Source organism: Brevundimonas lenta (assembly GCF_014196335.1).
Taxonomy (GTDB): Bacteria; Pseudomonadota; Alphaproteobacteria; order Caulobacterales; family Caulobacteraceae; genus Brevundimonas; species Brevundimonas lenta.
Genome location: NZ_JACIDM010000002.1, coordinates 445,920 through 471,270, shown reverse-complemented (window position 1 = coordinate 471,270; position 25,351 = coordinate 445,920). Strand labels below are relative to the sequence as shown.

At 68.3% G+C, this 25,351-nt stretch carries 26 protein-coding genes; 10 read left to right on the top strand and 16 right to left on the bottom strand.

Translation table 11 applies throughout. From position 1 onward, the window contains the following. Positions 1–27: 27 nt before the first annotated feature. From pyrC to ruvX, 4 genes are read right to left on the bottom strand one after another with little or no spacing between them, the layout of a single operon-like run. A complete protein-coding gene (gene pyrC / locus GGR12_RS09840; protein ID WP_183204231.1) occupies positions 28–1,305 on the bottom strand; it encodes a dihydroorotase in 1,278 nt (425 codons plus the stop codon). Beyond that, on the bottom strand, positions 1,302–2,282 hold the full coding sequence (locus GGR12_RS09835; RefSeq protein ID WP_183204230.1) for an aspartate carbamoyltransferase catalytic subunit: 981 nt from the start codon (positions 2,280–2,282) through the stop codon (positions 1,302–1,304). The genes pyrC and GGR12_RS09835 overlap by 4 nt, the downstream gene beginning before the upstream one ends. 23 nt (positions 2,283–2,305) lie before the next feature. Beyond that, positions 2,306–3,229 (bottom strand): AEC family transporter, encoded by a 924-nt coding sequence (locus tag GGR12_RS09830; RefSeq protein WP_183204229.1) that lies wholly within the window; start codon positions 3,227–3,229, stop codon positions 2,306–2,308. Next, a complete protein-coding gene (ruvX, locus tag GGR12_RS09825; RefSeq protein ID WP_183204880.1) occupies positions 3,229–3,693 on the bottom strand; it encodes a Holliday junction resolvase RuvX in 465 nt (154 codons plus the stop codon). Before ruvX ends, GGR12_RS09830 begins: the two co-directional genes overlap by 1 nt. Positions 3,694–3,770: 77 nt before the next feature. Between ruvX and GGR12_RS09820 the strand changes: the two genes are divergently transcribed. The 3 genes from GGR12_RS09820 to gatA all read left to right on the top strand — a co-directional run bounded on the left by GGR12_RS09820 (position 3,771) and on the right by gatA (position 6,150). Continuing rightward, positions 3,771–4,298: a hypothetical protein gene (locus GGR12_RS09820; protein ID WP_183204228.1), complete on the top strand. Its 528-nt coding sequence runs from the start codon at positions 3,771–3,773 to the stop codon at positions 4,296–4,298. An 82-nt stretch (positions 4,299–4,380) separates the two neighbouring features. Then, positions 4,381–4,668 carry an Asp-tRNA(Asn)/Glu-tRNA(Gln) amidotransferase subunit GatC gene (gene gatC / locus GGR12_RS09815; protein ID WP_183204227.1) on the top strand — a complete coding sequence of 96 codons (288 nt, stop codon included), beginning with the start codon at positions 4,381–4,383 and terminating at the stop codon, positions 4,666–4,668. A 3-nt stretch (positions 4,669–4,671) separates the two neighbouring features. Next, positions 4,672–6,150 (top strand): Asp-tRNA(Asn)/Glu-tRNA(Gln) amidotransferase subunit GatA, encoded by a 1,479-nt coding sequence (gene gatA, locus GGR12_RS09810; protein ID WP_183204226.1) that lies wholly within the window; start codon positions 4,672–4,674, stop codon positions 6,148–6,150. Between the two features lie 46 nt (positions 6,151–6,196). On the opposite strand, the gene GGR12_RS09805 is transcribed toward gatA, so the two are convergent. Continuing rightward, positions 6,197–7,480, bottom strand: coding sequence for a glycoside hydrolase family 1 protein (locus GGR12_RS09805; protein ID WP_183204225.1), 1,284 nt, complete (start codon positions 7,478–7,480; stop codon positions 6,197–6,199). Between the two features lie 266 nt (positions 7,481–7,746). Here GGR12_RS09805 and GGR12_RS09800 point away from each other — a divergent pair, with 266 nt between their 5' ends. Together GGR12_RS09800 and gatB are read left to right on the top strand one after the other, a co-directional pair. Beyond that, positions 7,747–8,229, top strand: coding sequence for a hypothetical protein (locus GGR12_RS09800; protein WP_183204224.1), 483 nt, complete (start codon positions 7,747–7,749; stop codon positions 8,227–8,229). Then, positions 8,222–9,727, top strand: coding sequence for an Asp-tRNA(Asn)/Glu-tRNA(Gln) amidotransferase subunit GatB (gene gatB / locus GGR12_RS09795; RefSeq protein WP_183204223.1), 1,506 nt, complete (start codon positions 8,222–8,224; stop codon positions 9,725–9,727). Before GGR12_RS09800 ends, gatB begins: the two co-directional genes overlap by 8 nt. A 210-nt stretch (positions 9,728–9,937) precedes the next feature. Here gatB and GGR12_RS09790 read toward each other — a convergent pair whose 3' ends face one another. Then, positions 9,938–10,222: a hypothetical protein gene (locus tag GGR12_RS09790; RefSeq protein ID WP_183204222.1), complete on the bottom strand. Its 285-nt coding sequence runs from the start codon at positions 10,220–10,222 to the stop codon at positions 9,938–9,940. 101 nt (positions 10,223–10,323) lie between these two features. Beyond that, a complete protein-coding gene (locus GGR12_RS09785; RefSeq protein WP_183204221.1) occupies positions 10,324–11,007 on the bottom strand; it encodes a P-loop NTPase family protein in 684 nt (227 codons plus the stop codon). 310 nt (positions 11,008–11,317) lie between these two features. Here GGR12_RS09785 and aspS point away from each other — a divergent pair, with 310 nt between their 5' ends. Beyond that, positions 11,318–13,150 carry an aspartate--tRNA ligase gene (aspS, locus tag GGR12_RS09780; RefSeq protein WP_183204220.1) on the top strand — a complete coding sequence of 611 codons (1,833 nt, stop codon included), beginning with the start codon at positions 11,318–11,320 and terminating at the stop codon, positions 13,148–13,150. Positions 13,151–13,214: 64 nt separating this feature from the next. Here the strand turns inward: aspS and GGR12_RS09775 are convergent, their stop codons facing one another. The 4 genes from GGR12_RS09775 to GGR12_RS09760 all read right to left on the bottom strand — a co-directional run bounded on the left by GGR12_RS09775 (position 13,215) and on the right by GGR12_RS09760 (position 17,725). Then, a complete protein-coding gene (locus GGR12_RS09775) occupies positions 13,215–13,787 on the bottom strand; it encodes a pentapeptide repeat-containing protein (RefSeq protein WP_425486222.1) in 573 nt (190 codons plus the stop codon). 105 nt (positions 13,788–13,892) lie between these two features. Beyond that, positions 13,893–14,807 carry a pentapeptide repeat-containing protein gene (locus GGR12_RS09770; protein WP_183204218.1) on the bottom strand — a complete coding sequence of 305 codons (915 nt, stop codon included), beginning with the start codon at positions 14,805–14,807 and terminating at the stop codon, positions 13,893–13,895. Between the two features lie 66 nt (positions 14,808–14,873). Continuing rightward, positions 14,874–15,365: a pentapeptide repeat-containing protein gene (locus tag GGR12_RS09765; RefSeq protein WP_183204217.1), complete on the bottom strand. Its 492-nt coding sequence runs from the start codon at positions 15,363–15,365 to the stop codon at positions 14,874–14,876. Between the two features lie 65 nt (positions 15,366–15,430). Further along, positions 15,431–17,725: a TSCPD domain-containing protein gene (locus tag GGR12_RS09760; RefSeq protein ID WP_343053197.1), complete on the bottom strand. Its 2,295-nt coding sequence runs from the start codon at positions 17,723–17,725 to the stop codon at positions 15,431–15,433. Between the two features lie 320 nt (positions 17,726–18,045). On the opposite strand from GGR12_RS09760, the gene GGR12_RS09755 reads away from it, so the two are divergent. Further along, positions 18,046–18,438, top strand: a complete 393-nt coding sequence (locus tag GGR12_RS09755; protein WP_183204215.1) for an NADH:ubiquinone oxidoreductase subunit NDUFA12 — start codon at positions 18,046–18,048, stop codon at positions 18,436–18,438. Beyond that, positions 18,435–19,112 carry a DUF2155 domain-containing protein gene (locus tag GGR12_RS09750; RefSeq protein ID WP_183204214.1) on the top strand — a complete coding sequence of 226 codons (678 nt, stop codon included), beginning with the start codon at positions 18,435–18,437 and terminating at the stop codon, positions 19,110–19,112. The genes GGR12_RS09755 and GGR12_RS09750 overlap by 4 nt, the downstream gene beginning before the upstream one ends. Here the strand turns inward: GGR12_RS09750 and aat are convergent. The 4 genes from aat to GGR12_RS09730 all read right to left on the bottom strand — a co-directional run bounded on the left by aat (position 19,079) and on the right by GGR12_RS09730 (position 22,139). After that, complete coding sequence (gene aat, locus GGR12_RS09745; RefSeq protein ID WP_246328891.1) at positions 19,079–19,684, bottom strand: leucyl/phenylalanyl-tRNA--protein transferase; 606 nt, start codon at positions 19,682–19,684, stop codon at positions 19,079–19,081. The genes GGR12_RS09750 and aat overlap by 34 nt on opposite strands. A 95-nt stretch (positions 19,685–19,779) precedes the next feature. Continuing rightward, the gene (accC, locus tag GGR12_RS09740; RefSeq protein WP_183204212.1) at positions 19,780–21,132 is read right to left on the bottom strand and encodes an acetyl-CoA carboxylase biotin carboxylase subunit; all 1,353 of its coding nucleotides are present in this window, start codon (positions 21,130–21,132) and stop codon (positions 19,780–19,782) included. 4 nt (positions 21,133–21,136) lie between these two features. Beyond that, entirely contained in the window at positions 21,137–21,652 is a 516-nt protein-coding gene (accB, locus tag GGR12_RS09735; RefSeq protein ID WP_183204211.1) for an acetyl-CoA carboxylase biotin carboxyl carrier protein, read from the bottom strand. A gap of 19 nt (positions 21,653–21,671) precedes the next feature. Next, positions 21,672–22,139, bottom strand: coding sequence for a type II 3-dehydroquinate dehydratase (locus GGR12_RS09730; protein WP_183204210.1), 468 nt, complete (start codon positions 22,137–22,139; stop codon positions 21,672–21,674). 99 nt (positions 22,140–22,238) lie between these two features. Here GGR12_RS09730 and thiS point away from each other — a divergent pair, with 99 nt between their 5' ends. Further along, positions 22,239–22,436: a sulfur carrier protein ThiS gene (thiS, locus tag GGR12_RS09725; RefSeq protein ID WP_183204209.1), complete on the top strand. Its 198-nt coding sequence runs from the start codon at positions 22,239–22,241 to the stop codon at positions 22,434–22,436. Between the two features lie 10 nt (positions 22,437–22,446). Here thiS and GGR12_RS09720 read toward each other — a convergent pair whose 3' ends face one another. After that, positions 22,447–23,964 carry an FAD-dependent oxidoreductase gene (locus GGR12_RS09720; RefSeq protein WP_183204208.1) on the bottom strand — a complete coding sequence of 506 codons (1,518 nt, stop codon included), beginning with the start codon at positions 23,962–23,964 and terminating at the stop codon, positions 22,447–22,449. A 114-nt stretch (positions 23,965–24,078) separates the two neighbouring features. Between GGR12_RS09720 and GGR12_RS09715 the strand changes: the two genes are divergently transcribed. After that, entirely contained in the window at positions 24,079–24,858 is a 780-nt protein-coding gene (locus GGR12_RS09715; protein ID WP_183204207.1) for a thiazole synthase, read from the top strand. Positions 24,859–25,351: the final 493 nt, after the last annotated feature.

Below are 25,351 nucleotides of genomic sequence, written 5' to 3'. Positions count from 1 at the left end.
CGAACGATCACTCCGCCATGTCATTCGCTACCGCTTTCGAAGACCGCCCACCCAGGTCCCGTGAACCTGGCCCTGCAGTCGGCGGCCGTCGAATGGAGAATTCTTGGATTTTGAGTGCAGACGGTCTGCATCGATCACCACCGGCGCGCCCGGATCGAACAGCACCAGATCGGCGGGCGCTCCGGCGGCCAGCACGCCGGCGTCCAGACCCAGCAGGGTCGCGGGTCCGCTCGTCAATGGGCGCAGCACGTCCAGCAGGTCCAGTCCGGCGTCATGATGCAGCGTCAGCGCGGCGGGCAGCAGCGTCTCGAGACCGATCGCGCCCGGCGTCGCCTCGGCGAAGGGCCGGCGCTTGTCCTCGGCCGGGGCGGGGGCGTGGGCGCTGGTGATGGCGTCGATCAGGCCGTCGCGCACCGCCTCGATCAGCGCCTGGCGGTCGCTCTCGCTGCGCAGCGGCGGGTCCAGCCGGTAGAAGGTCCGGTAGTCGCCGATGTCGATCTCGTTGAAGCACAGGTGGTTGATCGACACCGAGGCGGCGACCTCCAGCCCTTTCGCCCGGGCTCGCGCCAGCGTCTCCAGCGCGCCCGCGGTCGAGATCTGGTCGACCAGGAAGCGTGCGCCGGTCTGTTCGACCAGCGCCAGATCGCGCTCCAGCTGGATGCGCTCGGCGATAGCCGGAACCGAGGCCAGCCCCAGCCGCGTCGCCAGTTCGCCCGAGGTCGCGACCGCGCCCTCGCTCAGCCACGGGTCCGCGGGACGGCAGGCGATCAGGGCGTTGAAGGCGGCGGCGTAGCTCATCACCCGCTGCAGGGTGCGGCTGTTGGCGATGACCCTGTCGACGTCGGTGAAATAGAGGGCGCCCGCCTCGTCCATCAGGCCGATCTCGGCCATGCGGACGCCGTCGCGCGTCTTTGTCGCCGCGCCCGCCGCACGGACGTTGACGAGGCCCAGGGCCGCGCCGCGCCGCTGGATGTGGTCGATCATCGCCGGATCGTCGATGGCCGGATCGGTGTCCGGCTGGATGACGATGGTGGTCACGCCGCCCGCCGCCGCCGAAAGCGCCGCCGATTTCAGCGTCTCCTTCGGCTCCGCGCCCGGCTCGCCGGTCTTCACGCGGATGTCGATCAGGCCGGGGGCCAGGCACAGGCCGCCCGCGTCGATGACCTCCAGGCCCTCGGGTGCATTGGCGCCCGCGCCGTGCACGACCTCCTTGATCCGGCCGTCCTCGATCAGGATCGAGCCGAGGCCGTCGTATTCCGACACCGGGTCCAGCAGGCGTGCGTTCAGGATCGCCAGAGCGGTCATGCTGCGGCTCCTTCGCGCCGGACCGACAGGGCCGCCAGCACCGCCATCCGCGCCGCCACGCCCATCTCGACCTGGTCCTGGATCAGAGAGATCGACAGATCGTCCGCGACCTCCGAATCGATCTCCACGCCGCGGTTCATCGGCCCCGGGTGCATCACCTTGGCGCCCGGTTTGGCCCAGGCCAGCTTCTCGCGGTCCAGGCCCCAGAAGCGGAAATACTCGCGGGTCGACGGCACCAGCGCGCCCTCCATCCGCTCCAGCTGCAGCCGCAGCATCATCACGACATCGCAGCCCTGCAGGCCGTCCTTCATGTCGTGGAAGACCTCGCAGCCCCAGCGGTCGGCGTCGCCTGGCACCAGGGTCGGCGGCCCGATCAGCCGCACCCGCGCGCCCATCATCTGCAGCAGAGCGACGTTCGAGCGCGCCACGCGGCTATGGGCGATGTCGCCGCAGATGGCGACCGTCAGGCTGGTCACGTCACCAAAGGCGCGGCGCATGCTCAGCATGTCCAGCAGCGCCTGGGTCGGATGCTCGTGCCGGCCGTCGCCGGCGTTGACCACGGCGCAGCCGACCTTCTGCGACAGCAACGCCGCCGCGCCTGATGCCGAGTGGCGAACCACCAGCACGTCCGGTTTCATCGCGTTCAGCGTCGCCGCCGTGTCGATCAGGGTCTCGCCCTTGGCCACCGACGAGGTGCGCGGGCTCAGCGCGGTCACATCGGCGCCCAGCCGCTTGGCCGCGATCTCGAACGAGGCCGAGGTGCGGGTCGAGTTCTCGAAGAACAGGTTCATCACCGTCCGGCCGCGCATGATGTCCAGCGACTTTGCGGACTGGCGGTTGAAGTCGACGAACGCGTCGGCGAGGTCCAGCATCTGCCGGGCCGTCGCGGGGTTCAGATCGCCTGCGGACAGGAAATGATCGCGGGGAAACGGCGCCAGCCGCTCATGAATCAGGTCGGTGACATCGGGCTGGGTCATCGAGGCCCGGCTATAGGGCGCATCTAGGCCAAATGGAACAGCGCCAGCAGCACAGGAATGCTTACCGCGCTCCCCACGGTCGTCAGCGCCACGATTCCAGCCATCAGCGGCGCGTCCCCGCCCATCTGCCTTGCGAGAATGTAGCTGGCCGCCGCGCCCGGCGCCGCGCCGCACAGCAGCGCGATTCCCTGCGCCGTCTGGTCGCCGCCGTACAGGATGCACAGGCCCCACATCAGCGGCGGGGTGATCACCAGCTTCACGAACGACACCGCCCCGATGGTGATCTTCCGTCGCGCCACCTCGGCGAAGCTCAGGCCCGCGCCGGCCACGATCAGCCCCAGCGGCAACGCGGCTCCGCCAAGAAGCTCCAGCGTATCTGAAATCCCGCCCAGTCGCGGCACGCCCGTCAGGTTCAGCGCCAGGCCGATCAGGCAGGCCAGAAGGATCGGGTTCGACAGGATCGCCTTCGTCAGCGACCACGGCGACATCGTCTTCTGATCCGCCCCCCAGCGCACCAGCGCGATCACGCACAGGATGTTGGTCACCGGGATCATCGCCGCGATCACCACCGCCGCCAGCGCGAGGCCGTCCGGGCCGTACACCGACTGGATCACCGGCAGGAAAACGAAGCTGTTCCAGCGGATCGCGCCCTGGAACACACTGGTGAAGGCTGGCCCGTCGATCTTCATCAGCGGCTTCAGCGCCAGCGTCAGCGTCGCGATGATGATGACCGAGGTCACCGACGCTGCCCCTGCCGCGCCCGCGCCGCCGCCCGAGATGTCCGCGCTCCAGATCGCCGGGATCAGGAAGCCGGGATAGAGAATGTGGATCGAAAGCTTCTCGATCGGCCGCCACGTCGCGTCGGGCAGGAAGTCCGATTTCCGCAGGCCATAGCCGATGGCGATCAGCACGAAGACGGGGACGACCCCCGCGACCAGCGCCCCCATCAGACCCTCAGACGATCCAGCGCGCCCTGCAGGATCCAGGCGGCGGCCGTGCGGTCGACGACATTCGCCCGCCGCTTCCGGTTCAGGTCCAGCTCCTCGATCAGGAAGCGCTCGACCGCGCTGGTCGACAGGCGCTCGTCCTGGAATACGCAGGGCACCGTGCGGATGCGCTGCAGATTGCGCGCGAAGGCCCGGCACGACTGCGCCCGCGGCCCCTCGGATCCGTCCATGTTCAGCGGCAGGCCGATCACCAGCCCCGACGCCTTGCGGCCGTCCATAAGCTTCAGCACGGCATTGGCGTCGTCCGTGAACTTAGTCTTCCGGATCAGCTGCAGCGGGCTGGCGATGATGCGCGTCGTGTCCGACACGGCCACGCCGATGGTCTTCTCGCCCAGATCCAGCCCCAGCCACGGCGTGCCGGGCGGCGTCTGTTCGGCGAGTTCTTCGAGGGTCAGGACGGTCACGCCCCGGCGGTAGGACTGGCGGAGCTGCGAGTCAAAGTGCAAGCTGTGGCATATCGACGTTTTGGGGAATCCGTCTGATGAAGCATCCGCTCCTGTTCCTGACCGCCCTTGTTGGCCTGACCGCCTGCGACGCACAGGTCGAAAGCCGCCGCGAGGCCGTGCCCGCCGCGGAGAATCCGGCGCCCGCCCAGGCCGCCGATCCGTTGGTCGCCTCAGGGCCCGCCGCGACCGTCCGGCCGGATGTCGACGTCAACCTGCAGTACGCCGCGTCGGTCGTGCAGCTGGATCCGCTGATCCGTCAGGGCGACGCCACGGTGAAGCTGATGGGCACGGGCGGCGGCGATCCGGCCATGAACGGTCTCTACACCTACGTCGCCTTCTTCCATTCGCCCGCCGAGGGCTGGCGCGTCTTCCGCGTCGGCGACTTCCTCAGCTACCGCGTCCTCTCGGAGGCGCCTGGCCGGGTCGATATCGAGGTCGAGGAAAGCGTCATGAACGCCGCCACCGGGATGATCAGCGGCCAGAAGCGCCGCCTCATCCTCGGCTGGACCGTCGCTCCGGACGGCTCGCCCCCCGCGGGCGTGACGGTCACGCCCGCCCAATAGCGCGCGCCTTCGTCAGAATCCTTGTGAATCCGGGCCCGGAACGCTAATCCCGCCGGCTCAGGTTTCGCATTTGGAGGGCCGCATGGCCGTCGACGTCGCGACCGTGCGCAAGGTGGCGCACCTCGCTCGCATCAAGACCCCCGAAGAGCGGCTCGAGCCGCTGGTCCAGGAGCTGAACGGCATCCTGGCGTGGATCGAACAGCTGAACGAGGTCGACGTCCTGGGCGTCGAGCCCATGACCTCGAACGTGGCCCAGCCGCTGCGCATGCGCGACGATGTCGTCACCGACGGCGACAAGATCGCCGACGTCCTGTCCAACGCGCCGAAGTCCGCCGACGGCTTCTTCGTCGTGCCCAAGGTGGTCGAGTAAGCCATGACCGACCTGACCAAACTGACCCTCAAGGCCGCCCTCGACGGCCTCAAGGCCCGCGACTTCTCTTCGGAGGAGATCACCAAGGCCTTCGTCGCCAACATCGACGCCGCCAACCCGCGCCTGAACGCCTACGTCGTCCAGACCACGGACAAGGCGCTCGAGATGGCCCGCGCCTCCGACGCCCGTCTGGCCAAGGGGGAGGGCGGGGCCCTCGAAGGCGCGCCGCTGGGCATCAAGGACCTGTTCTGCACCGACGGCGTCCAGACCACCGCCGGCTCCAATATGCTCAAGGGCTTCGTGCCCCCGTATGAGTCCACCGTCTCCACCAATCTGTGGCGCGACGGCGCAGTCATGCTCGGCAAGCTCAACATGGACGAGTTCGCCATGGGCTCGTCGAACGAGACCTCGGCCTACGGTCCCGTCGTCAATCCGTGGAAGTCCAAGACCTCCAACGCCGACCTGACCCCGGGCGGTTCGTCGGGCGGTTCGGCCTCGGCCGTCGCCGGCGACCTCTGCCTGGCCGCCACCGCCTCGGACACCGGCGGCTCGATCCGTCAGCCGGCCGCCTTCACCGGCACCGTCGGCATCAAGCCGACCTACGGCCGCGCCAGCCGTTTCGGCATGGTCGCCTTCGCCTCGTCGCTCGACCAGGCCGGGCCGATCACGAAGACCGTCGAGGACGCCGCCATCCTGCTGCGCTCGATGTGCTCCTTCGACCCGAAGGACTCCACCAGCCTCGACGTCGACACCCCCGACTGGACCCAGTCCCTGCACAAGGGCGTCAAGGGTCTACGCATCGGCGTGCCGAAGGAATACGTCGTCGACGGAATGCCTGCCGAAATCCAGGCGCTGTGGGACAAGGGCGTCCAGTGGCTGAAGGACGGCGGCGCCGAGATCGTCGAGATCAGCCTGCCGCACACGAAATACGCCCTGCCGGCCTACTACATCATCGCCCCGGCCGAGGCCTCGTCGAACCTGGCCCGCTACGACGGCATGCGTTTCGGCCACCGCGCCGCCGAGGCGAAGAGCCTGACCGACCTCTACGAAACCTCGCGCGCCGAGGGCTTCGGCAATGAGGTCAAACGCCGCCTGACCATCGGCGCCTACGTCCTCTCGGCCGGCTTCTACGACGCCTATTACGTCCGCGCCCTCAAGGTGCGCCGCCGCATCGCCGAGGATTTCGACAAGGTCTGGGGCCAGGTCGACGCCATCCTGACGCCGTCCACGCCGTCGGCCGCTTTCGCGCTCGGCGACAAGCAGGTCGATCCGCTGACGATGTACCTGAACGACGTCTTCACGGTCACCGCCAACCTCGCCGGCCTGCCGGGCATCTCGGTCCCCGCCGGCGTCGACTCCGGCGGCCTGCCGCTGGGTCTCCAGGTGATCGGCAAGGCGCTGGACGAGGCCACCGTCTTCCAGGTCGCCAGCGCGCTCGAAGACGCTGCGGGCTTCACGGCGAAGCCCGAGAAGTGGTGGTGAGATAGGCAGCTCCCTTCTCCCGGCGGGAGAGGGGAGGCCGTCTCCGTCAGATCCGGTTCGCCTTCGCGACCCGACCCAGGTGCAAAGCGCTGGGCCGGGGGCTCCTCACGAACGTCTCCCGGTCCACCGCCGTCAGGCCGAACGGCACGCCGTAGCCTGACGTCCATTCGAAATTGTCCAGCAGCGACCAGTACAGATAGCTGTGCACCGGAATGCCCTCGTCCAGGCATTCCCGCACGCCGTCCAGGGCCGCCTCGATGAAGGCGATCCGGCCGGCGTCGTCCTGCACCGCCACGCCGCTTTCGGTCACATAGATCGGCTTGCCGACCGCCGCGTGGGCCCAGCGGATCGTGTTGGCGAGGGCCTGCGGATAGAATTCATAGCCGGCCATCGTCATCTCGGCCCCGGCCGGCGGCGCCTGCACGCCGTCCTCACCGACGATGAAGCGCGTATAGGTCTGCACCCCGAAGAAGTCGGCATGCGTCCGGGCGACCTCCACCCAGTCGCCGTACAGCCGCCGTTGATAGGTCTCGACCAGATCGGGCCGGCCCGGCGACTGGATGTCCTGCGTCGTCAGCGTCACCCCGACCGGCAGGTCCGGCTTCACGGCCTTGATCGCGTCATAGGCCCGGCGATGCGCCTCCTGCATCAGCGGCGTGGCCACGGCGGCGTCGGCGAAAGCCAGCCGCGAGAAGCGCGGCGAATCCGTCGCCCTTGCCGCGGCGGCGATGGCGGCGTCGGCGGCGCGGCGCCCGGCCGCGATCCCGGGCATGATATCGACCAGCAGCCGGATGTTGGCCTCGTTGAAGGTCGTGACCATGTGCATCCGGTCGCCCAGTCGCTCGACGACCTTGCGGCAGAAGCGGGCGAAGAGGTCCGGCGAATCCTCGACCTCGAATCCGCCGCGCTGCGCGAACCACAGCGGGGTGGTGAAGTGGTTCAGGGTGATGATCGGCTTCAGGCCGCGCGCCTGGCAGGCGTCGAGCATGCGCGCATAGTGGTCGAGCACGGCGTTGGAGAAATGCCCTTCGCTCGGCTCGATCCGCGCCCATTCCACGCCGAAGCGATGGCAGTTGAAGCCCAAGGCCTGGGCCAGGGCGAAATCCTCGTCGAAGCGGTGATAGCTGTCACAGGCGTCGCCCGAACGCTCGCGGAACATGCTGGGCTTCAGGTTCTCCATCAGCCAGGCGTCGCTGTTGGTGTTGTTGCCCTCGCTTTGGTAGGCCGAGATGGCCGTCCCCCAGAGAAAACCGGGCGGCGCCGGCTTTCGTTCGGCCCTGGGGGGCGTCGCAGCGGCGACTGACGGCGCCGCGCCGGCGGCCAGGCTCATGCCTCCGGCCTTGAGCAGGGCTCGACGGCCTAACCCGGCTGCGTTCTCGTGGCGTCCCATGCAGTTTCCCTCGGTCATCGGCTTTCCGCCCGTGGCCGAAGCTTGGGCGGGTTTCGGACCCGCCGTCAACACTCACCCGCCAGTGAGTGAATGGGGTTGGTGATGCGCCATCGCGACGCGCGAAGGGCCTTCACGCGGACGCCACGCCATCCTAGACAACCCCTGTGAAGCTTCGTTCGAACCGCGCCTTTCAGCAGTCCGTGGTCGTGATCTACTGGATCGCGCTCCCACTCTGCGTCCTCGCCTTTGTCGCCTCGTTTGCGACCGTCAGTCCGGAAGGCCGCTACGCCCCTTCGTGGACCATCGCCCCCGTGGCGGCCGCCCTCGCGGGCGTGATCGGCTGGCGGCTGTGGCTGTACCGTCGGGCATTGGGAGCCGCCGGCCCGCTGCCGTCCGGACCACGGGTGCTGTCGGCCTTCCTTCCGCGGATTCTCCTGGCCGTCCTGGGTGTGGTCGTGATCCTGCTCGGTCTTGCCTGGACCGGCTTCGGCCTGTGGCTGGCGCTGGACCCGCCCTCGATCGCGCAATCGGGCGATCGACTCTTCAACCTCGCAATCGCGGGAGGCGGCTTGCTCACCCTCGGCCTCGGGGCGGCGCTGAATTGGCCGCTGCTGCGCCTTTTGACCCGCCGGCCCGCTGAAAATCCTTCACCCGTCGCGCCGGTCGCCCTAGATACGCACCATGACTGATACCGCATCCGCGAACTCCAAACTCATCCAGGGCCGCACCGGCGCCTGGGAAGTCGTCATGGGCCTGGAGATCCACGCCCAGGTCGCGTCGAAGGCCAAGCTGTTCTCCGGCGCCGCGGTCGGCTTCGGCGCGGGCCCGAACGAGCAGGTTTCGCTGGTCGACGCCGGTTTCCCCGGCATGCTGCCGACCCTGAACCGTCACTGCGTCGAGCAGGCGGTGAAGACCGGCCTGGGCCTCAATGCGCAGATCAACCGCAAGAGCCAGTTCGACCGGAAGAACTATTTCTATCCCGACCTGCCGACCGGCTATCAGATCAGCCAGCTCTACTTCCCTATCGTCGGCGAGGGCGTCGTCGAGGTGGAGGCCGAGGACGGCTCCTTCTTCAACGTCGGCATCGAGCGCCTGCACCTGGAACAGGATGCGGGCAAGCTGATCCATGACCTGTCGCCGACCGAGTCCTTCGTCGACCTGAACCGCGCCGGCACGGCCCTGATGGAGATCGTCTCCCTTCCGGACATCCGTTCGCCGGAAGAGGCGGTGGCCTACGTCAAGAAGATCCGCACCATCCTGATGTACCTGGGCACCTGCGACGGTGACATGGAGAAGGGCAATCTGCGCGCCGACGTGAACGTCTCGGTCTGCCGCGCCGGCCAGTACGACAAGTACAAGGCGACCGGCGACTTCAGCCATCTGGGCACTCGCTGCGAGATCAAGAACGTCAACTCGTTCCGCTTCATCTCCCAGGCCATCCAGTACGAGGCGCGCCGCCAGATCGAGATCCTCGAGGACGGCGGCTCCATCACCCAGGAGACCCGCCTCTACGATCCGACGGCCGGCGAAACCCGCTCGATGCGATCCAAGGAAGAAGCTCACGATTACCGCTACTTCCCCGATCCTGATCTCCTGCCGCTTGAACTGGAAGAGGCGTGGATCGCCGACATCCGTAGTTCGCTGCCCGAGCTGCCGGACGAGAAGCGCCGTCGCCTGATGAGCCAGTACGGCCTGTCGCAGTACGACGCCGTCGTCCTCATCTCGGAACAGGCCAAGGCCGACTATTTTGAAGCCGCCGCCAAGGGCCGTGACGCCAAACTGGTCTCCAACTGGGTGACCAACGAGGTCTCCGCCCGCCTGACCGCCGACGGCAAGGACTTCTCGGAGAACCCGCTGCCCGCCGCCCACGTGGCCCAGTTGGTCGAGCTGATCGAGACCGGCGTCATCTCGTCCAAGATCGCCAAGGAGGTCTTCGACTGGGTCTGGAACGGCGAGGGCAGTCCGTCAGAGGTCGTCGAGAAGCACGGCCTCAAACAGGTCACCGACACCGGCGCCATCGAGAAGGCCGTCGACGAAATCATCGCCGCCAACCCGGACAAGGCCGCCGCCGTCGCCGAAAAGCCCCAGGCCATCGGCTGGTTCGTCGGCCAGGTCATGAAGGCCACCGGCGGCAAGGCCAACCCGGCCGCGGTCAACGACATCCTGAAGGCCAAGCTGGGGCTGTAATTTTCTTTCGTCATCCCGGGGCGCGCAGCGACCCCGGGACCCAGCGGCGCGCGGGAGCGCGAAGCTGCCACGCACGCAGCTCGTGGAAGCATCGCCTTCGCTGGCGCTTCGGCGCCGCTGGGTCCCGGCCTTCGCCGGGATGACGAAAGGCTACCCGAACAACTCCCGCTCTCGTCCGCGTCCTCTATCGCCACGCGCGCCAAGGCTGGATCACCGCAAGGGCCAGTGTCCGGGATTGGCTTCAAGGAAGTCCAGAAACCGTTGGGCGGCGGCCTTCACATCTGGTGTGACAGTCCCATCGTGACTGCACTTTTCGAGATATTCTGCGAAACCCGAGGCGGCGAGCGTCGAGGGCCCGTAGTGAGTCAACTCGCCCGACTGAATGCGGCGGCACGCATCTTCGAACTTCAAAAAGAAGCCCTCTGATTTCCCGCGCAGGAATAGAGTGTCCAGCATGAGCAGGGAGAACGCACTCTCCAGGTCGTCAGGGCTCATCGGCCCGCTACGCTCGATGAGCAAAGCGATGATTGGATAGAGATCCCACGGTAGGATTTCGAAGTCCGGAGAGTCCCAAGGTCCCAAGGACAGAGTTGGGATCACTCGAACAAATCCCCGCTCTCGTCCGCGCCCTCGACCAGCTCCCGCGCCAACGCCCGGGTCACGGGTCGATGCATGGCGTCCAGCCGTTCGACCACATCCGCCGCCGCCGCCGCCGACCGGTCGATCCGGCGCAGCAGATAGGGGATCACGTCCTTAGTCGCGCGGATGCCGCGCTCGGCGAACCGCGCCTCCAGCATCGCCGCCAACACCGCGTCGTCCGGGGCCTCCATTGGCACGGTGATCACCGCGTCCAGCCGCGAGCGCAGGTCGGGCAGGGCAGCCTCCCACGATGACGGCGCCGCGCGCGAAATCATCAGCAGCGCCCCGCCGGGAGACTGCGCCAGGTTGATCAGGTGGAACAGGGTCTCGTCGTCGACCTCGCGGGCGCGGTCCAGCAGCACCGGACGCCCCTCCAACTCCATGGGATCGATCAGGGCGGCTTCCGCGCCGTCCAGCGCCACCGCGCCCACGCGCTCGGCCCAGATCTGCCCCAGTCGGCTCTTGCCGCAGCCTTCCGGTCCGCAGATCGCCATCGTGCCGCCCAGCAGGTTGGGCCAGTCGGCCAGCGCCTCGTCGGCCGCGTGGTTGCACTCTGAAACGACGAAGCCTTCCACGCCCTCCGGAAGGTCGCTTTGCAGCGGAAGGCGCATCTGGTCAGGCGGGGTCAGACGGGTCGACATCCCGTTCATCATAGCAGATGCCGCCGTCCGACGCTGTTTTCGGCGGTCGTGGTCGTGGACAAGGTCAAGCTTCTGTGGAGCGCTGCGACCGCTTTTGACGTCCGGACAGTCCATAGTTCCGGGAGGTCGGCGCAGATGAGAGGGATGAGAGGAAATGAGAGGACTTGAGAGGATTTCGGCATTTTTTCCGAATGCAGTCGCTCCGTTCCACTCAAGTGCCCGCCAGCCTTGACTTTCAGGGGCGATAATGCGCCCTTCCGCCCTCCAATTTCCTCTAATTCCCTCTCATTTCCTCCCAAGACGAACGATCATGCACGCCTACCGCTCCCACACCTGCGGCGCCCTCCGTTCGACCGATGCCGGCTCCAATGTCCGTCTGTCCGGCTGGGTGCACCGCAAGCGCGACCTCGGCGGCCTGCTGTTCGTGGACCTTCGCGACCACTACGGCATCACGCAGCTGGTGCTGCACCCGTCGACGCCGGGCTTCGCCATTGTCGAGCGCATCCGCGCCGAAAGCGTCATCCGCATCGACGGTGAAGCCGTGATGCGCGACGCCAGCACGGTGAACGCGCTGCTGCCGACCGGCGAGGTCGAAGTCCGCGTCCAGGGGCTCGAGGTGCTGTCGGAAGCCGCTGAACTGCCGATGCCCGTCTTTGGCGAGCAGGAGTATCCGGAAGAGATCCGCCTCGCGAACCGCTTCCTCGACCTGCGCCGCGAGCGTCTGCACAAGAACATCGTCCTGCGCTCGAAGGTGATCTCCTCGATCCGCCAGCGCATGGTCGGGCAGGGCTTCCTCGAATATCAGACCCCGATCCTGACAGCCTCGTCGCCGGAAGGCGCGCGCGACTTCCTGGTGCCGTCGCGTCTGCACCCGGGCAAGTTCTACGCCCTCCCGCAGGCCCCGCAGCAGTTCAAGCAGCTGCTGATGGTCTCGGGCTTCGACCGCTATTTCCAGATCGCCCCCTGCTTCCGCGACGAAGACCTGCGCGCCGACCGTTCGCTGGAGTTCTACCAGCTCGACGTCGAAATGAGCTTCGTCACGCAAGAGGACGTTTTCGCCGCCATCGAGCCCGTCATGCATGGCGTGTTCGAGGAGTTCGCGGATGGCAAGCCGGTCTCGCCGATCAGCGGCGCCCACACCTTCACCAACGACTTCGGCGAGACGTTCGAGCACAAGGGTTTCGAGCGCCTGACCTACGAACAGTCGATGGCCTGGTACGGCACCGACAAGCCGGACACCCGCAACCCGATCAAGATGCAGGTCGTCTCCGACCACTTCCGCGATGGTGGCTTTGGTCTGTTCGCTAAAATCCTGGGCGCCGACGACAAGAACGCCGTCTGGGCGATCCCGGCCCCGACCGGCGGCTCGCGCGCCTTCTGCGACCGCATGAACTCCTGGGCCCAGGGTGAGGGCCAGCCCGGCCTCGGCTACATCTTCTGGTCGGACGACCAGGGCGCCTGGGGCGGCCCGATCGCCAAGAACCTGGGTCAGGAGCCGACCGAGGCCCTGATGAACTCTCTGGGCCTGGGACAGGGCGATGCCGCCTTCTTCACCGCCGGCCTGCCGTCGGCCTTCGCCAAATTCGCCGGTCTCGCCCGCACGCGCGTCGGCACGGAGCTGAAGCTGATCGACGAGAACCAGTTCAAATTCTGCTGGATCGTCGACTTCCCGATGTTCGAGTGGTCCGAGGAAGAGAAGAAGGTCGACTTCTCCCACAACCCGTTCTCGATGCCGCAGGGCGGTCTGGAGGCCTTGGAGACCCAGGACCCGCTGACTATCCGCGCCTACCAGTACGACATCGTCTGCAACGGCTATGAGCTGTGCTCGGGCGCGATCCGGAACCACAAGGCCGAAATCATGCTCAAGGCCTTCGGCATCGCCGGCTACGACGCCTCGGTGGTCGAGGATCAGTTCGGCGGCATGCTCAACGCCTTCCGCTACGGCGCGCCGCCGCACGGCGGCCTGGCCCCGGGCATCGACCGCATCGTCATGCTGCTGGCCGAGGAGACCGCGATCCGCGAGGTCATCGCCTTCCCGCTGAACCAGCAGGGCGAGGACCTCCTCATGAACGCCCCGACCGAGGCCCAGGACCGACAGCTCAAGGACGTCCACATCCGCACCGCCCTGCCGCTCAAGGTCTGAGGCGCGCCGCGCAAATTAAAGGCCGCCGTCCTGCGACGGCGGCCTTTGTCATGTCAGAAGGGGCTCAGCGAGCGCGGCAGACGGGCACAATCAGGCGGCCCGGGAGAAGGGTACTGGCGTCGCCGCAGGCCCGGCCGACTTGAGCCTGCGTCAGGCCGCGCGCGCCCGACAGGTCCGCGCCCCGGATATCCGTCTGATCCAGATCGGCGCCTCCGAAGTCCGCGCCCTCGAACCGGCCCCGGGTCAGCCGTGCGCCGCGCAGGTCCGCATCCCGGAACGAGGCGTCGCGGAAATCGCCGCGGGAGAGGTTGGCCGCGCTTAGCTCTGCGTCCTTGAAGTTGGTCCAACGGGCGTCTGCGTCGATCAGCGTCGCCATGTCGATCTGGGCGTCGGTGAAAGCGCCGTTGGCCAGGACCGCGCCAGTCATGTTCGCCCCTCTCAGATCAGCGCCGTCGGCGTTGACGCGGTACATACGGGCTCGCACCAGAGTCGCGCCCAAGGCGGTGACGCCGGTCAGGTCCGCGTTGGCGAAATCAGCCTCGGTCAGGTCCTGGCCCGTCAGGTCGCAGCGCTTGCACGATCCGCCCTGCGCGAGCGTTCCCGCTGCCTCGCGGTGCTGATCAAGGGGAGCGGATATCCCCGCCAGGGCGGAGCCCGCTACCGTCAGGGTCGCGACGGTGACGCCAGTCGCCAGGGCGGCGGTGCTGAGGCGACGGAGAATGGTCGCTGCGAACGGGATGGGCTAGTTGCCGCCGCTGGCGACGACCAGGTTTCTCACCCGCGGCGGAGCGGGCGGGGCAGGAGGCGCCGGCGGCGCCGGACGAGCTCCCGCCAGGCCGCGGCAGACCCGCGGCGTCAGATTGCCCGGCAGGCGGGTGTTGGCGTCGCCGCAGGCCCGGCCGACCTGGTCCTGGGTCAGGCCCCGCGCGCCGGACAGGTCCGTCCCGCGGATGTCCGTGCGGTTCATCTCGGCGTCGCGGAAGTCCGCCCCTCCGAACGAGCCGCCGGTCAGGCGGGCGCCGTTCAGGGTGGCGGCGCGGAACGAGGCCGAACGGAAGTCGCCGTTCGACAGGTTGGACATGCCGATCTCGGCGCTCGAGAAGTTGGCGTTGCGGGCGCTGACGTTGGCCAGGGTGGCCGCGTTCATTTCCGCGCCCTCGAAGGTCGCGCCGGTCAGCAGCGCGCCGTTCATATTGGCGCCGTTGAGTTCGGCGCCCGTCAGGTCGGCGCGGTCCATCCGCACCCGGACCAGGGTCGCGCCGACTGCGCTGACGCCGGTCAGGTCGGCGTTCGTGAACAGGGAGGCGGTGAAGTTGGCGCCGACCATCTCGGCCCCGGCCATGTCGGCCCGGCTGAAGTCGCTGCCCGCGAAGTTCGAGCCCACCATTTCCGCGCCGCGCAGGTCCGCGCCGACGAGGGTGGCGTTGGTGAAGCTGGCGCCCGTGAAAGCGGCGCCGGTCAGGTCCCGGCCGGAGAGTTCGCAGCGATTGCACGAGCCGCCCAGCGAGACCATCCGCGCCACATCACGGTCCTGGTACTGGAACTGCAGCTGGATTTCTGCGGAAGCCGAACCGGCGGCGGCCAGAGCAACCGTAGCGGCGCCCACGGCGACACCGGTGGTCAGGAGGCGACGGAGAAGGGTTTGAGCGAACTGCATCACGACCTCTTCATGAGCCTAAAACCCCATGGACCCTACTTAAATCGCGGTAAGGTCGGTGGCGGATCAGCAGCGGGGAAGTGTCAGGCCCGCGGGCAGTTTCGTCGCTTCGTCCCCGCAGGCCGCATTGAGCCGGGACTGGCTCAATCCAGTCGCCCGTTCAAGCGATGCGCCGGAGAAATTGGCGCCGTTCAGGGTAGCGCCCGAAAACGCTGCGCCGTCGAGGTAGGCGCCGACAAAGCTGGCGTTCGTCAGGTTGGCACCCGAAAAATTCGCGCTGGAGAAGACGCCGCCATAGGCTTCGACGTCGCGCAGGTCGGCGTTGGAGAACCGGGTGCGATTCATCACGGCCAGACTCAGGTCCGCCTGCCGCAGGCGTGCGCCCGTCAGGTTAAGGCCGCGGGCCTCGAGGCCGGAGAGGCTCGCCTGGAACAGATTGCATCCGGCGCAGCTCGATCCGCTGCGTACACGCGCGATCTGGTCGGCATTCTGGGCCATCGCCGATGTGCTGGCGCAGGTAAGGGCGGCGAGGGCGACGACGGTCAGGAAAGGCTTCATGACGGGGCTCTGCGTGATCCGGAACGCCACCTTGACCGCAAAAGGTTTCATTCCTCTTCGCGCAATCAGCCCTGCATAGAGGGGGCTGCGCCGCAGGTGTCGCAGACCCAGCCGCCGCCGCGTTGCTGCAGCGAGAAATCGCCGCAGGCGGGGCAGGCTACAGCCTCGGTCGCCATTGCGGGCTCCGAAGCGACCCCACGCTTCTGTCCAAAGGGAAGGACCACCAGGTTGTCCGGCGCTGCGCCGCGGGCGAAGCCCTTGGAGATGAACCGGGCCGCCGGCACCGTCTCCGGCGCGTCGCCTTCGGCGCCCGCAGACCCCAGTCCATCGCCTGCCAGAGTTTCCGGGTCGGCGTTCGCCAGTTCGGTCCGGTCCAGATAGGACACGCCCAATTCGCGGAAGATGTAGTCGAGGATCGAGGTCGCCGAACGAATGGAATCGTTGCCGGTGACCCGGCCAGCCGGCTCGAAGCGGGTGAACACGAAGGCGTCCACGAACTCGTCCAGGGGCACGCCGTACTGAAGCCCGATCGAGATCGCGATGGCGAAATTGTTCATCAGGCTGCGGAAGGCGGCGCCTTCCTTGTGCATGTCGATGAAGATCTCGCCGAGCTCGCCGTCCTCGTACTCGCCGGTGTGGATGTAGACCTTGTGGCCGCCGACGGCCGCCTTCTGGATGTAGCCTTTGCGCCGGTCTGGCAGCTTGCGCCGCGTCCGGTCGCGCTCGATGACCTTCTCGACGACCCGCTCGACCGTCCGCGCCTCAGGTTCAGGACGGCGTTCGCGCTCGTGTGGCGTGAACTCGGGAAGGTCCAGCAACTGCGTGGTCGGGGCGGGCTTCCGCTTCATTCTGATGGCGCGCCGGCCGTTTCGGGCCTGGTCCGCCAGGAGACGGGCGCCCTGGGATGTTGTGGCCGCCCAGTCCAGTTCGGCGGGTTGGAGATCGGGCGCCGCACTGAACGGCTCCATCGCCGCTCTCAGGGAGGCTTCAAACCCGCTGGGGTCTTTGAGGATGCCGACGAGGTGGTCGGGCGCGCCTTCCCAGTGCGCGAGATCGCCGTGGCCGAACACCCAGTTTCCGGACGCCGTGATCTCGTCGCCGGAGAAGCCGAGGCGAACCAGCAGGTCCGCGTCTGCGTCCGCTTCAACGCCGAGCACGTCGCGCATGAAGCCGGCATCCAGGACCGGCGATCGGAAGGCGTCTTCAAGCCGGCCAACCGTTGCGAGGGCGAGTTCGACACCTTCCAGCTCGACGTCGGTGAAGCCGCTGGCGCGCAGCGCCGCGTGGTCGATCGCCGGAGCACCGCACAGCGTGCGTCGGCCGAGCAAGGCGCGCTCGGCGTCCTCGACGTCGCCGCCTGCTCGCGCCACAGCGTCGGCGAGCGACGGGCGTAGACGAGGAACGACTTCGCCGTCAGCGGTCTGGAACAGGTCGTGCGCCGCCAGTGGCGTGACGCCGAGCCGAAGCGCTGCCTCGGCGTCATCGATGAACAGGCCGGCGCCGGGCGCGGCTTCGGCGACCAGTTCGGCGAGGCGCGCAGCGCGCTCCGTCGCGGTCGTCGCCGCCCCTTCCGTCAGGATCAGGTCCGCAACAGCTGCCAGGCCCACAGTTATCGGTCCGACAAGTGCGCCGGCCCACAGCTGGACCAGCGCTGTCAGTACTGCCTCGAAATCATCTCCGGCGAGCGCTTTCAGTCGGCTCACGGAGATAAGCACCCCGTTGCCGCGCCCGGCGTCGATGATGCGTTCGGCCGTCTCCGGATCGAAGGTCAGGATCAGGTCGCCGTCGAGGGCGGCCGCCGCCGCGATCGTCGCGTCGGGGGCGCCCGAGGCGATGAGGTCGCGTTGGGCCACCGCAACCATCGGAGCCCGTTCAGGGACCGGAAGCGCGGCGGCTTCGAACGATTCGCCGGCGATGGCCCGAAGGATGTCTGTGTCGGACGCGCCGGCGCGGCGCGCGGCAGCGGCGGCTCTCGCCAGGGCAGGATTGCGGGTGGGATCCGAACAGTCGCCTCGCGGCCCTTCGCAACGGCTGACGGCTTCCCCGACACCGGACAGCGAGCCCGCCACAGCATCTATCGCTCCGGCCGCGAGCCGTTCCGCGCGGCGTTGCGCCATTTCAATCCGAAGCGCGCCCACAGCCGTGGGATCGGACAGAATCAGCGCATCCCCTCCAGCCGTCGGGGTAGGCCGGGCGGGAGTGGCGACGCCGAGCAGCATCGAAGCGATGAGTTCTTTCGCATCGTGCTTTGCCGGGCCGAGACGGTCCACGTACCCGGCGATGGCTGCGGCCAGCGGATCGGCGCCCGTGGTCGGCAGTCCCTCAGCGGTCGCCCAGTCCAGCCAGGCTTCGATCTGCACATCGGTCCAGCCATCAGGGGCCCGAACATCGATCAGGCCGCCGCACCATTCGACCTCGCGCGCAGGCCGGGCGTCTGCGGGAGCGAGGGAGGCGAGGCGGGTTTGGGAACGCATTCGGACGTCTCGACGCGGCTGTACCGGAATGCTAGCCGCCGAATGACGTTCGCCGCAATAAATCTGGGGCGCCAGGCTATGGTTACCCCCAAGATGTTGAGCGCAGCCGATGCTGCGTCGCGCTGGACGGAAGCCTCTGCGGTTTCTATGATCGCATCGCTGTCGCCGGGCGTTCCGGCCGACGCGAGACGAGTGGAATTCCCGACGTGCTAGGCAGAATCTTCGGCTGGACCAGCGGCGCCACCATCGGCACCTTCTTCACCATCGCCAAGCGCGGCTCTCTTGTCGGCACCGACGAGTTCGGCAACCGCTATTTCCAGTCGCGCGATACGACCAGCTATGACGGTCGTCGCCGTCGCTGGGTCATCTACAACGGCTATGCTGACGCCTCGAAGGTGACGCCGGACTGGCACGGCTGGCTGCACTACACCTTCGATGAGCCGCCGACCGAAGTCCCGCTGCCCCGTCGTGCGTGGGAGAAGGATCACCTGCCGAACCTGACCGGCACGCCGATGGCGTGGCGTCCGCAGGGCTCGCTGGCCGCAGAAGGCAAGCGCCCCGCCGCGACCGGCGACTATGAGGCCTGGCGTCCCGAATGAAGCTGCGCGCGACCATCCTGGCGAGCGTGACGGCGGCCGCTGTACTGGCCGCCGGCGGCGTCGTAGCGTCCGCGCTGAACGACCTGCCGCAGGATGCGCGTCCGGTGCAGGAGACGACCGGCGACCTCAACCGCCAGCCGGCGACGCCTCCGACGCCCAATATCGTTCCGGCAGAGCCCGCGCCTGAAGCGGCGCCCGCTCCGACGGCGCCGATCGCCATCACGCCCTCCGACCCGTCCATCGTCGTGACCGTTCCGCCGACCGCGACCGAGACCGCCGAGAAGGCGGACGACGAGAAGGTCGAGGAGAAGAGAGAAGTCCGGGCCGAAGAGACGACCACACCTGGCCGGCGACAGCGCCGCCGTGTGGCCATCGTCGAGGCGGTCGACAAGATCACGGCGGAGCGCATGCGCTTCGAGGTCGAGGTCGGCGGCCGACCGGTCCGCTTCCAGAAGACCCTGATCTTCACCGCCAAGGCGTGTGAAGTTTCGGCCTCGGACGAGCAGGTCGGTGACGCCATCGCCTATCTGGAAGTCAGCATCCAGCCGCGCGGCGTGCTGCAGGTGTCGGATCCCCGGCAGATTTTCCGCGGATGGATGTTCGCCTCGTCTCCGGCCGTGAACGGCCTCGAGCACCCGATCTACGACGCCTGGGTCGTCGGCTGCAGGGCGTAGGCGACCGCCTCTTCACCTGTCATCGGCAGTCGCAGGGCGTGCGGGTCCGGCGTGAGCGGGCGGGCGGCTTTCAGCAGTTTCAGATAGGCGGCCTGGGGGGTCTCGACCGCGCCGAATTGGCTGAGGTGCTCGGTCAGGAATTGCGCGTCCAGCAAGCGCCAGCCGCCACGCTTCAGCCGGGCGACCAGGTGGACCAGCGCCACCTTTGAGGCGTCCCGTTCGCGGCTGAACATGCTCTCGCCGAAGAAGGCGCCGCCGAGAGTGACGCCGTACAGGCCGCCGACCAGCTTTTCGTCGCGCCAGCATTCGATGGAGTGGGCGTGACCGCGGGCGTTCAGTTCGGCGTAGAGGCGCCGGATCGGGTCATTGATCCAGCTTTCCTCGCGGTCCCGGCCAGGGGCAGCGCAGGCGGCGACGACAGCGTCGAAGGCGGTGTCGACGCGGATCTCGAAGGGTTCGGAGCGGACCGTCCGGCGCAGGCGGGAGGGGATGTGGAACCGGTCCAGCGGCAGGACCCCGCGCTGCTCCGGCTCGACGAGGAAGACGCGGGGGTCGTCACGGGCCTCTCCCATGGGGAAGACGCCCGTGGCGTAGCAGCGAAGCAGGTCGTCGGGGCCGAAGGTCCCGAAGGAAGGCGCGGCGCTGAAGCCAGGCTCTTCCACCGCCGTCAGGCTTCGCCCTTCTGGCGCTTCGCCCAGTTCTCCAGCCAGTGGATGTCGTAGTCGCCGGACAGGATGTCAGGCTCCTGCAGCAGCTTCTGGAACAGGGGAATGGTGGTGTCGATGCCGCCGATGACCATCTCGTTCAGGCTGCGGCGCAGGCGTGCGATGCACTCCTCGCGGTCGCGGCCGTGGACTATCAGCTTGCCGATCAGGCTGTCGTAGTAGGGCGGGATCGAATAGCCGGCGTAGATGGCGCTATCCAGCCGCACGCCCAGACCGCCGGGGGCGTGGAAGTCGGTGATGGTGCCGGGCGACGGCGTGAAGGTCTCGGCGTTCTCGGCGTTGATCCGGCATTCGATGGCGTGGCCTTCGAAGTGGACGTCTTCCTGGGTGAACGACAGCGGCAGGCCGGCGGCGATGCGGATCTGTTCGCGCACCAGGTCGACGCCGGTGATCATTTCGGTGACCGGATGTTCGACCTGCAGGCGGGTGTTCATCTCGATGAAGAAGAACTCGCCGTCCTCCCACAGGAACTCGATGGTGCCGACGCCGAGGTAGCCGATCTTGCCGATGGCCTCGTTGACCGTGCGGCCGATGGCGGCGCGCTCGGCGGCCGACAGGGCGGGCGAGGGGGCCTCTTCCAGAATCTTCTGGTGGCGGCGCTGCAGCGAGCAGTCGCGTTCGCCGAGGTGGACGACGTTGCCGTGGCTGTCGGCGATGACCTGCAGTTCGATGTGGCGCGGCTTCTGGAGGTAGCGCTCCATGTAGACGGCGCCGTTTCCGAAGGCGGCGAGGGCTTCCGATTGGGCGGTCTGGACGGCCTCGACCAGGTCGTCCGGCGTCAGGGCGACCTTCATGCCGCGTCCGCCGCCGCCGGCGGCGGCCTTGACGATCAGCGGGAAGCCGATGGCCTTTGACGCGGCGATGGCGGCGTCGACGGTCTCGACCTCCCCCTTCGAACCGGGGACCACGGGGATGCCCGCGTCCATGACGGTCTGTTTGGCGGTGATCTTGTCGCCCATGATCCGGATGTGCTCCGGCTTGGGTCCGATGAAGGTCATGCCGTGCGCCTGGACGATCTCGGCGAAGCGCGCGTTCTCGGACAGGAAGCCATAGCCCGGGTGGATCGCCTGGGCGCCGGTGATCTCTGCGGCCGCGATGATCGACGGGATGTTCAGGTACGACTTGGCGGCCGGAGCCGGGCCGATGCAGACGCTTTCGTCGGCGAGGCGCACCCACATGGCGCCGCGGTCGGCTTCGGAGTGCACGGCGACGGTGGAGATTCCCATCTCCTTGCACGCACGGTGGATCCGCAGGGCGATTTCGCCGCGGTTCGCGATCAGGACCTTCGTGAACATGGGCTTACGCCTCGAGCAGGACGAGCGGCTCGCCGAACTCGACCGGCTGGGCGTCGCCGACCAGAACTTCCTTCACGACGCCGTCGCGGGGAGCCTGGATCGGGTTCATGGTCTTCATGGCCTCGACGATGAGGAGGGTCTGGCCCTTCTTGACCTTGTCGCCCGGCGCGATGAAGGCCGGCGCTTCCGGAGCGGGCTTCAGGTAGGCGGTGCCGACCATCGGCGACTTCACCTCTTCGCCGGCGCGGGCGACGATGGTGGCCGGGTCCGACGGCATCGAGACCGGCGCAGCGGCGGCCGGAGCGGCGGCGGGCGCGGCGTGGGCCATCGGGGCGGCGGCGTACTGCATGACCGGCGCGGCCGTGATTTCACGGGCGACGCGGATGCGCAGTTCCCCGCGCTCGACCTCGATCTCGGTCAGATCGGTGTCGTTCAGGATGTCGGCGAGCTGACGGACGAGCGTCGCGTCGATCTCGGCTTCGTTCTTGAGCTTCGGTGCAGTCGTCTTCGGATCGGCCATGGGAGCCTCTTGTTGTCCTTTAAACCGAACGGTCCGCGGCCTGGCTGCGTTCCTGCGCCAGACCGAGGGCGGCCTTGACCGCGAGTTCGTAACTCATCGGGCCGAAACCCGAAACCACGCCGGCGGCGACCGCCGACACATAGGAGCGATGCCGGAAGCGCTCGCGCGCCGCCGGATTCGACAGATGACATTCGACGACCGGGATCGTCAGGGTCTTCAGGGCGTCCAGCAGGGCCACGGAGGTGTGGCCGTAACCGGCGGGATTGATCACCAGGGCGTCGGCCTTTTCGCGGGCCTCGTGCACCTGATCGATCAGAACGCCCTCGTGATTGGTCTGGTGGAACACCACGGTCGCGCCGTCGGCGGCGCGTTCGCACAGCGCCTGGACGTCGGCCAGGGTCTCGCGTCCATAGATTTCAGGCTCGCGGACCCCAAGCAGGTTGAGGTTCGGGCCGTTCAGGACGTAGAGGACGGGTCTGTCGGGCATTCGCTCGCGGAGATGGCGTTCCGACCGGAATCGGACCGGCCTTTTAGCTGAGGCGTGGCGTCAAGCAAGCCGCGCGCCACAAGAGAGTGACGTAGCGTCATGCGCATACAGGTCAACGGCGAGGAGCGCGAGGTCTCCGCGACGACTATTCTGGGCCTCGTCGAGGAGCTGGGACTGGACGTCCGCAAGGTCGCCGTGGAGCGCAATCTGGAGATCGTTCCGAAATCGCTCCATTCCGGGACGGCCATCATGGACGGCGACCGGATCGAGGTCGTGCAGTTCGTCGGCGGCGGCTGACTCCAACGCTTCAATTCCCCATGGCGTCGGCGATCTCGAGGCTTTCGAGGTCGCGTCCGATCGTGGCCGCCGCCAGCAGGCGGCCGCCGCGTTCGAACCGGACGGTCGCGTCGGCGTCGGCCAGCGACCCGTCGAGCCGGATGGCGTCCCAGCCTTCGGCGTGGCCGACATAGTTGATCGTCGTGTCGTAGTGCCGGCTCCAGAAGAAGGGCGTGTCGGTCATGGCGGCGTCCTCGCCGAGGATGGACAGGGCGGCGATCTGGCCCTGGCGTTCGGCGACGACCCAGTGCTCGATGCGGGCGGGGGCGGCCGAGACCGGCTCGGGGTAGCGGGCGATGTCGCCGGCGGCCCAGACGCCCGGAGCGCTGGTGCGCATGGCGGTGTCGACGACCACGCCCCGGTCGACCTCCAGCCCGGCGTCGATGGCCAGTTGCAGGCGTGCGCGGACGCCGACGCCCAGCACGACCAGTTCGGCGGGAACGCGGCTGCCGTCCGCCAGAATCACCGCCTCGCCGTCGAAGGCCTCGGCCGCCTGGCCGAGGAGGAAGCGGACGCCCTTCGTTTCGTGCAGGGCTTTCACGAAGGCGCCGATCTCCGGCCCCATCACCTTTGCCAGCGGGAGGGCGTCGGGGCCGATCACGGCCACGTCGAGGCCGCGTTCGCGCAGGCTGGCGGCGGCTTCCAGGCCGATGAAGCTGGAGCCGACCACGGCCGCGGTATTCACGCCGGGCAAGGCCGCGATCAGGCGGCGGGCGTCGGCCAGGGTGCGCAGGACGTGGACCTCGGGCCGGTCGAAGCCCGCCCCCGCCAGCCGTATGGGCTCGGCGCCGGTGGCGAGGAGCAGGGCGTCCCAGGCGATGCGTTCGCCGTCCGACGTCACGACCTCACGGGCCTTCAGGTCGATCGTCGCGACCTCGACCTCGAGTCGAAGGTCGATCTGGCGTTTCTCGTAGAATTTCGGCGACCGGAGCGGGATCCAGTCCTCGGGCGCCGTGCCGGCCAGATAGTCCTTGGACAGGTTGGGCCGGTCGCAGGGCGGGGCGGAGTCGGCGCTGAGCATGGTCAGGGCGCCGGCGTAGCCGCGTCGGCGCAGCATCTCCGCCGCCGCGAAGCCGGCCGCGCCGCCGCCGACGATGACCACGCGATCCGGATGGCCGGCGGTGGGGGACGGTTGCGGCGGAGCGGCGGGGGCGGGAGTGCGGACGAAGGCCCGGTCGCCCTCGATCTCGACCGTCCAGCGCTGGAGGCGGTCTATGGCCGGGGCCCCGACCGCCTCGCCGGTGCGGAGGTCGAAGCAGGCGTGGTGCCAGGGGCAATGCACCGTGTCGCCGGTCACCAGGCCTTCGCCCAGCGGGCCGCCGTAGTGGGTGCAGGTCGCATTGACGGCGAACAGACCGTCGTGACGACGCAGCAGCAGGACCGGCTCGCCGGCGACGTGGCCGGGCAGGGCGCCCTGATCCGGGACGTCGGCCAGGGGGACGCCGTTGCTGAAATCGGGGCCTTTCGGCTCGCCCTGCGTCGCACCCATGACCCGGCCTCCTGTGTTCCCCGGTTGAATTCATAGGCCCGCCGCAGCCCATCGGGAACCACGGTTCGTCGTCGACGCCTTCTCGCGCCGGGCGAGACGGTCTATCTGGCGGCCATGACCACCGCATCCGACACCTGGACCGTCGCCGGCCGGACCTTCAGCAGCCGCCTGATCGTCGGCACCGGCAAATACAAGGGCTACGCCCAGAACGCCGCCGCCGCCGAGGCCGCAGGGGCCGAGATCGTCACCGTGGCGGTGCGCCGGGTGAACCTGACCGATCCGAACCAGCCGATGCTGGTCGACTATGTGAAGCCGGACCGCTTCACCTTCCTGCCCAATACGGCGGGCTGTTTCACCGGCGAGGACGCGGTGCGGACGCTGCGGCTGGCGCGCGAGGCCGGCGGCTGGGACCTGGTCAAGCTGGAGGTGCTGTCGGACACGGCGCACCTGTACCCGGACATGGTCGAGACGCTGCGGGCGCTGGACCTGCTGGTGAAGGACGGCTTCCAGGTCATGGTCTACTGCACCGACGACGTGGTGATGGCGAAGCGTCTGGAGGAGGCGGGCGCCGCCGCCATCATGCCGGCCGCCGCCCCGATCGGCTCGGGCCTGGGCATCCAGAACCGGGTCAACATCCGCCTGATCGTCGAACAGGCGACGGTGCCGGTACTGGTCGACGCGGGCGTGGGCACGCCGTCGGACGCGGTGCTGGCGATGGAGCTGGGCTGCGACGCGGTGCTGATGAACACGGCCATCGCGGGCGCCGCCGACCCGATCCTGATGGCCAGCGCCATGAAGCATGCGGTGATCGCCGGGCGTCAGGGCTATCTGGCCGGGCGGATGCCGAAGCGCCTGTACGCCAGCGCCAGCTCGCCGCTGAGCGGAATGATCTAGGATTTCAAAGACCGTGGCGCTTCTCCCTCCCCGGCACGGGGAGGGTCGGCGACGCGAAGCGGCGGCGGGGTGGGGAGGGCCCATCCTCCAGCCGCCCCCACCCGGTCGCTGCGCGACCACCCTCCCCGAACGGGGAGGGAGATTGCGGGCATGCGTCATCGCCGCGTCCGGAAGGAGCGGTGAGGGGAAGGCGCGGGGCGTCCGGGCCTCGCCCGGAGCTTGATAGTTTTACCGTTTCGACGAGGTGGACGCCCCGCGTGGTCGTTGGTTTCGCGCGCCCTCCGGCTGGCGGCCCTGTTAGAGCCTTGACGGATCTCCGCCGCCGCCATTGCCGGAAGCGACGTGGGTGGGACATCGGCTGAGCCAGCGGTCCGCACCTTCGATGCGCGGCGAGCAAGCGGACAGCATCCATCGCTGTCCGACGAGGACCCCCGGACTACCCTTCGCCCGGGCTTCATCGCTCGACCACACCCCGCCGTCGTCGAGGCGCTGG

Coding starts and splice junctions, on each gene's coding strand:
- accC (WP_183204212.1), bottom strand. CDS start 21,132: ATGTTCACGAAGGTCCTGATCGCGAACCGCGGCGAAATCGCCCTGCGG.
- GGR12_RS09750 (WP_183204214.1), top strand. CDS start 18,435: ATGAAGCTGCGCGCGACCATCCTGGCGAGCGTGACGGCGGCCGCTGTA.
- GGR12_RS09720 (WP_183204208.1), bottom strand. CDS start 23,964: ATGGGTGCGACGCAGGGCGAGCCGAAAGGCCCCGATTTCAGCAACGGC.
- GGR12_RS09785 (WP_183204221.1), bottom strand. CDS start 11,007: ATGTCGACCCGTCTGACCCCGCCTGACCAGATGCGCCTTCCGCTGCAA.
- GGR12_RS09790 (WP_183204222.1), bottom strand. CDS start 10,222: ATGAGCCCTGACGACCTGGAGAGTGCGTTCTCCCTGCTCATGCTGGAC.
- gatC (WP_183204227.1), top strand. CDS start 4,381: ATGGCCGTCGACGTCGCGACCGTGCGCAAGGTGGCGCACCTCGCTCGC.
- thiS (WP_183204209.1), top strand. CDS start 22,239: ATGCGCATACAGGTCAACGGCGAGGAGCGCGAGGTCTCCGCGACGACT.
- GGR12_RS09820 (WP_183204228.1), top strand. CDS start 3,771: ATGAAGCATCCGCTCCTGTTCCTGACCGCCCTTGTTGGCCTGACCGCC.
- GGR12_RS09765 (WP_183204217.1), bottom strand. CDS start 15,365: ATGAAGCCTTTCCTGACCGTCGTCGCCCTCGCCGCCCTTACCTGCGCC.
- pyrC (WP_183204231.1), bottom strand. CDS start 1,305: ATGACCGCTCTGGCGATCCTGAACGCACGCCTGCTGGACCCGGTGTCG.
- gatB (WP_183204223.1), top strand. CDS start 8,222: ATGACTGATACCGCATCCGCGAACTCCAAACTCATCCAGGGCCGCACC.
- GGR12_RS09805 (WP_183204225.1), bottom strand. CDS start 7,480: ATGAGCCTGGCCGCCGGCGCGGCGCCGTCAGTCGCCGCTGCGACGCCC.
- gatA (WP_183204226.1), top strand. CDS start 4,672: ATGACCGACCTGACCAAACTGACCCTCAAGGCCGCCCTCGACGGCCTC.
- GGR12_RS09715 (WP_183204207.1), top strand. CDS start 24,079: ATGACCACCGCATCCGACACCTGGACCGTCGCCGGCCGGACCTTCAGC.
- aspS (WP_183204220.1), top strand. CDS start 11,318: ATGCACGCCTACCGCTCCCACACCTGCGGCGCCCTCCGTTCGACCGAT.
- GGR12_RS09830 (WP_183204229.1), bottom strand. CDS start 3,229: ATGGGGGCGCTGGTCGCGGGGGTCGTCCCCGTCTTCGTGCTGATCGCC.
- GGR12_RS09730 (WP_183204210.1), bottom strand. CDS start 22,139: ATGCCCGACAGACCCGTCCTCTACGTCCTGAACGGCCCGAACCTCAAC.
- aat (WP_246328891.1), bottom strand. CDS start 19,684: ATGGGAGAGGCCCGTGACGACCCCCGCGTCTTCCTCGTCGAGCCGGAG.
- GGR12_RS09835 (WP_183204230.1), bottom strand. CDS start 2,282: ATGACCCAGCCCGATGTCACCGACCTGATTCATGAGCGGCTGGCGCCG.
- accB (WP_183204211.1), bottom strand. CDS start 21,652: ATGGCCGATCCGAAGACGACTGCACCGAAGCTCAAGAACGAAGCCGAG.
- GGR12_RS09770 (WP_183204218.1), bottom strand. CDS start 14,807: ATGCAGTTCGCTCAAACCCTTCTCCGTCGCCTCCTGACCACCGGTGTC.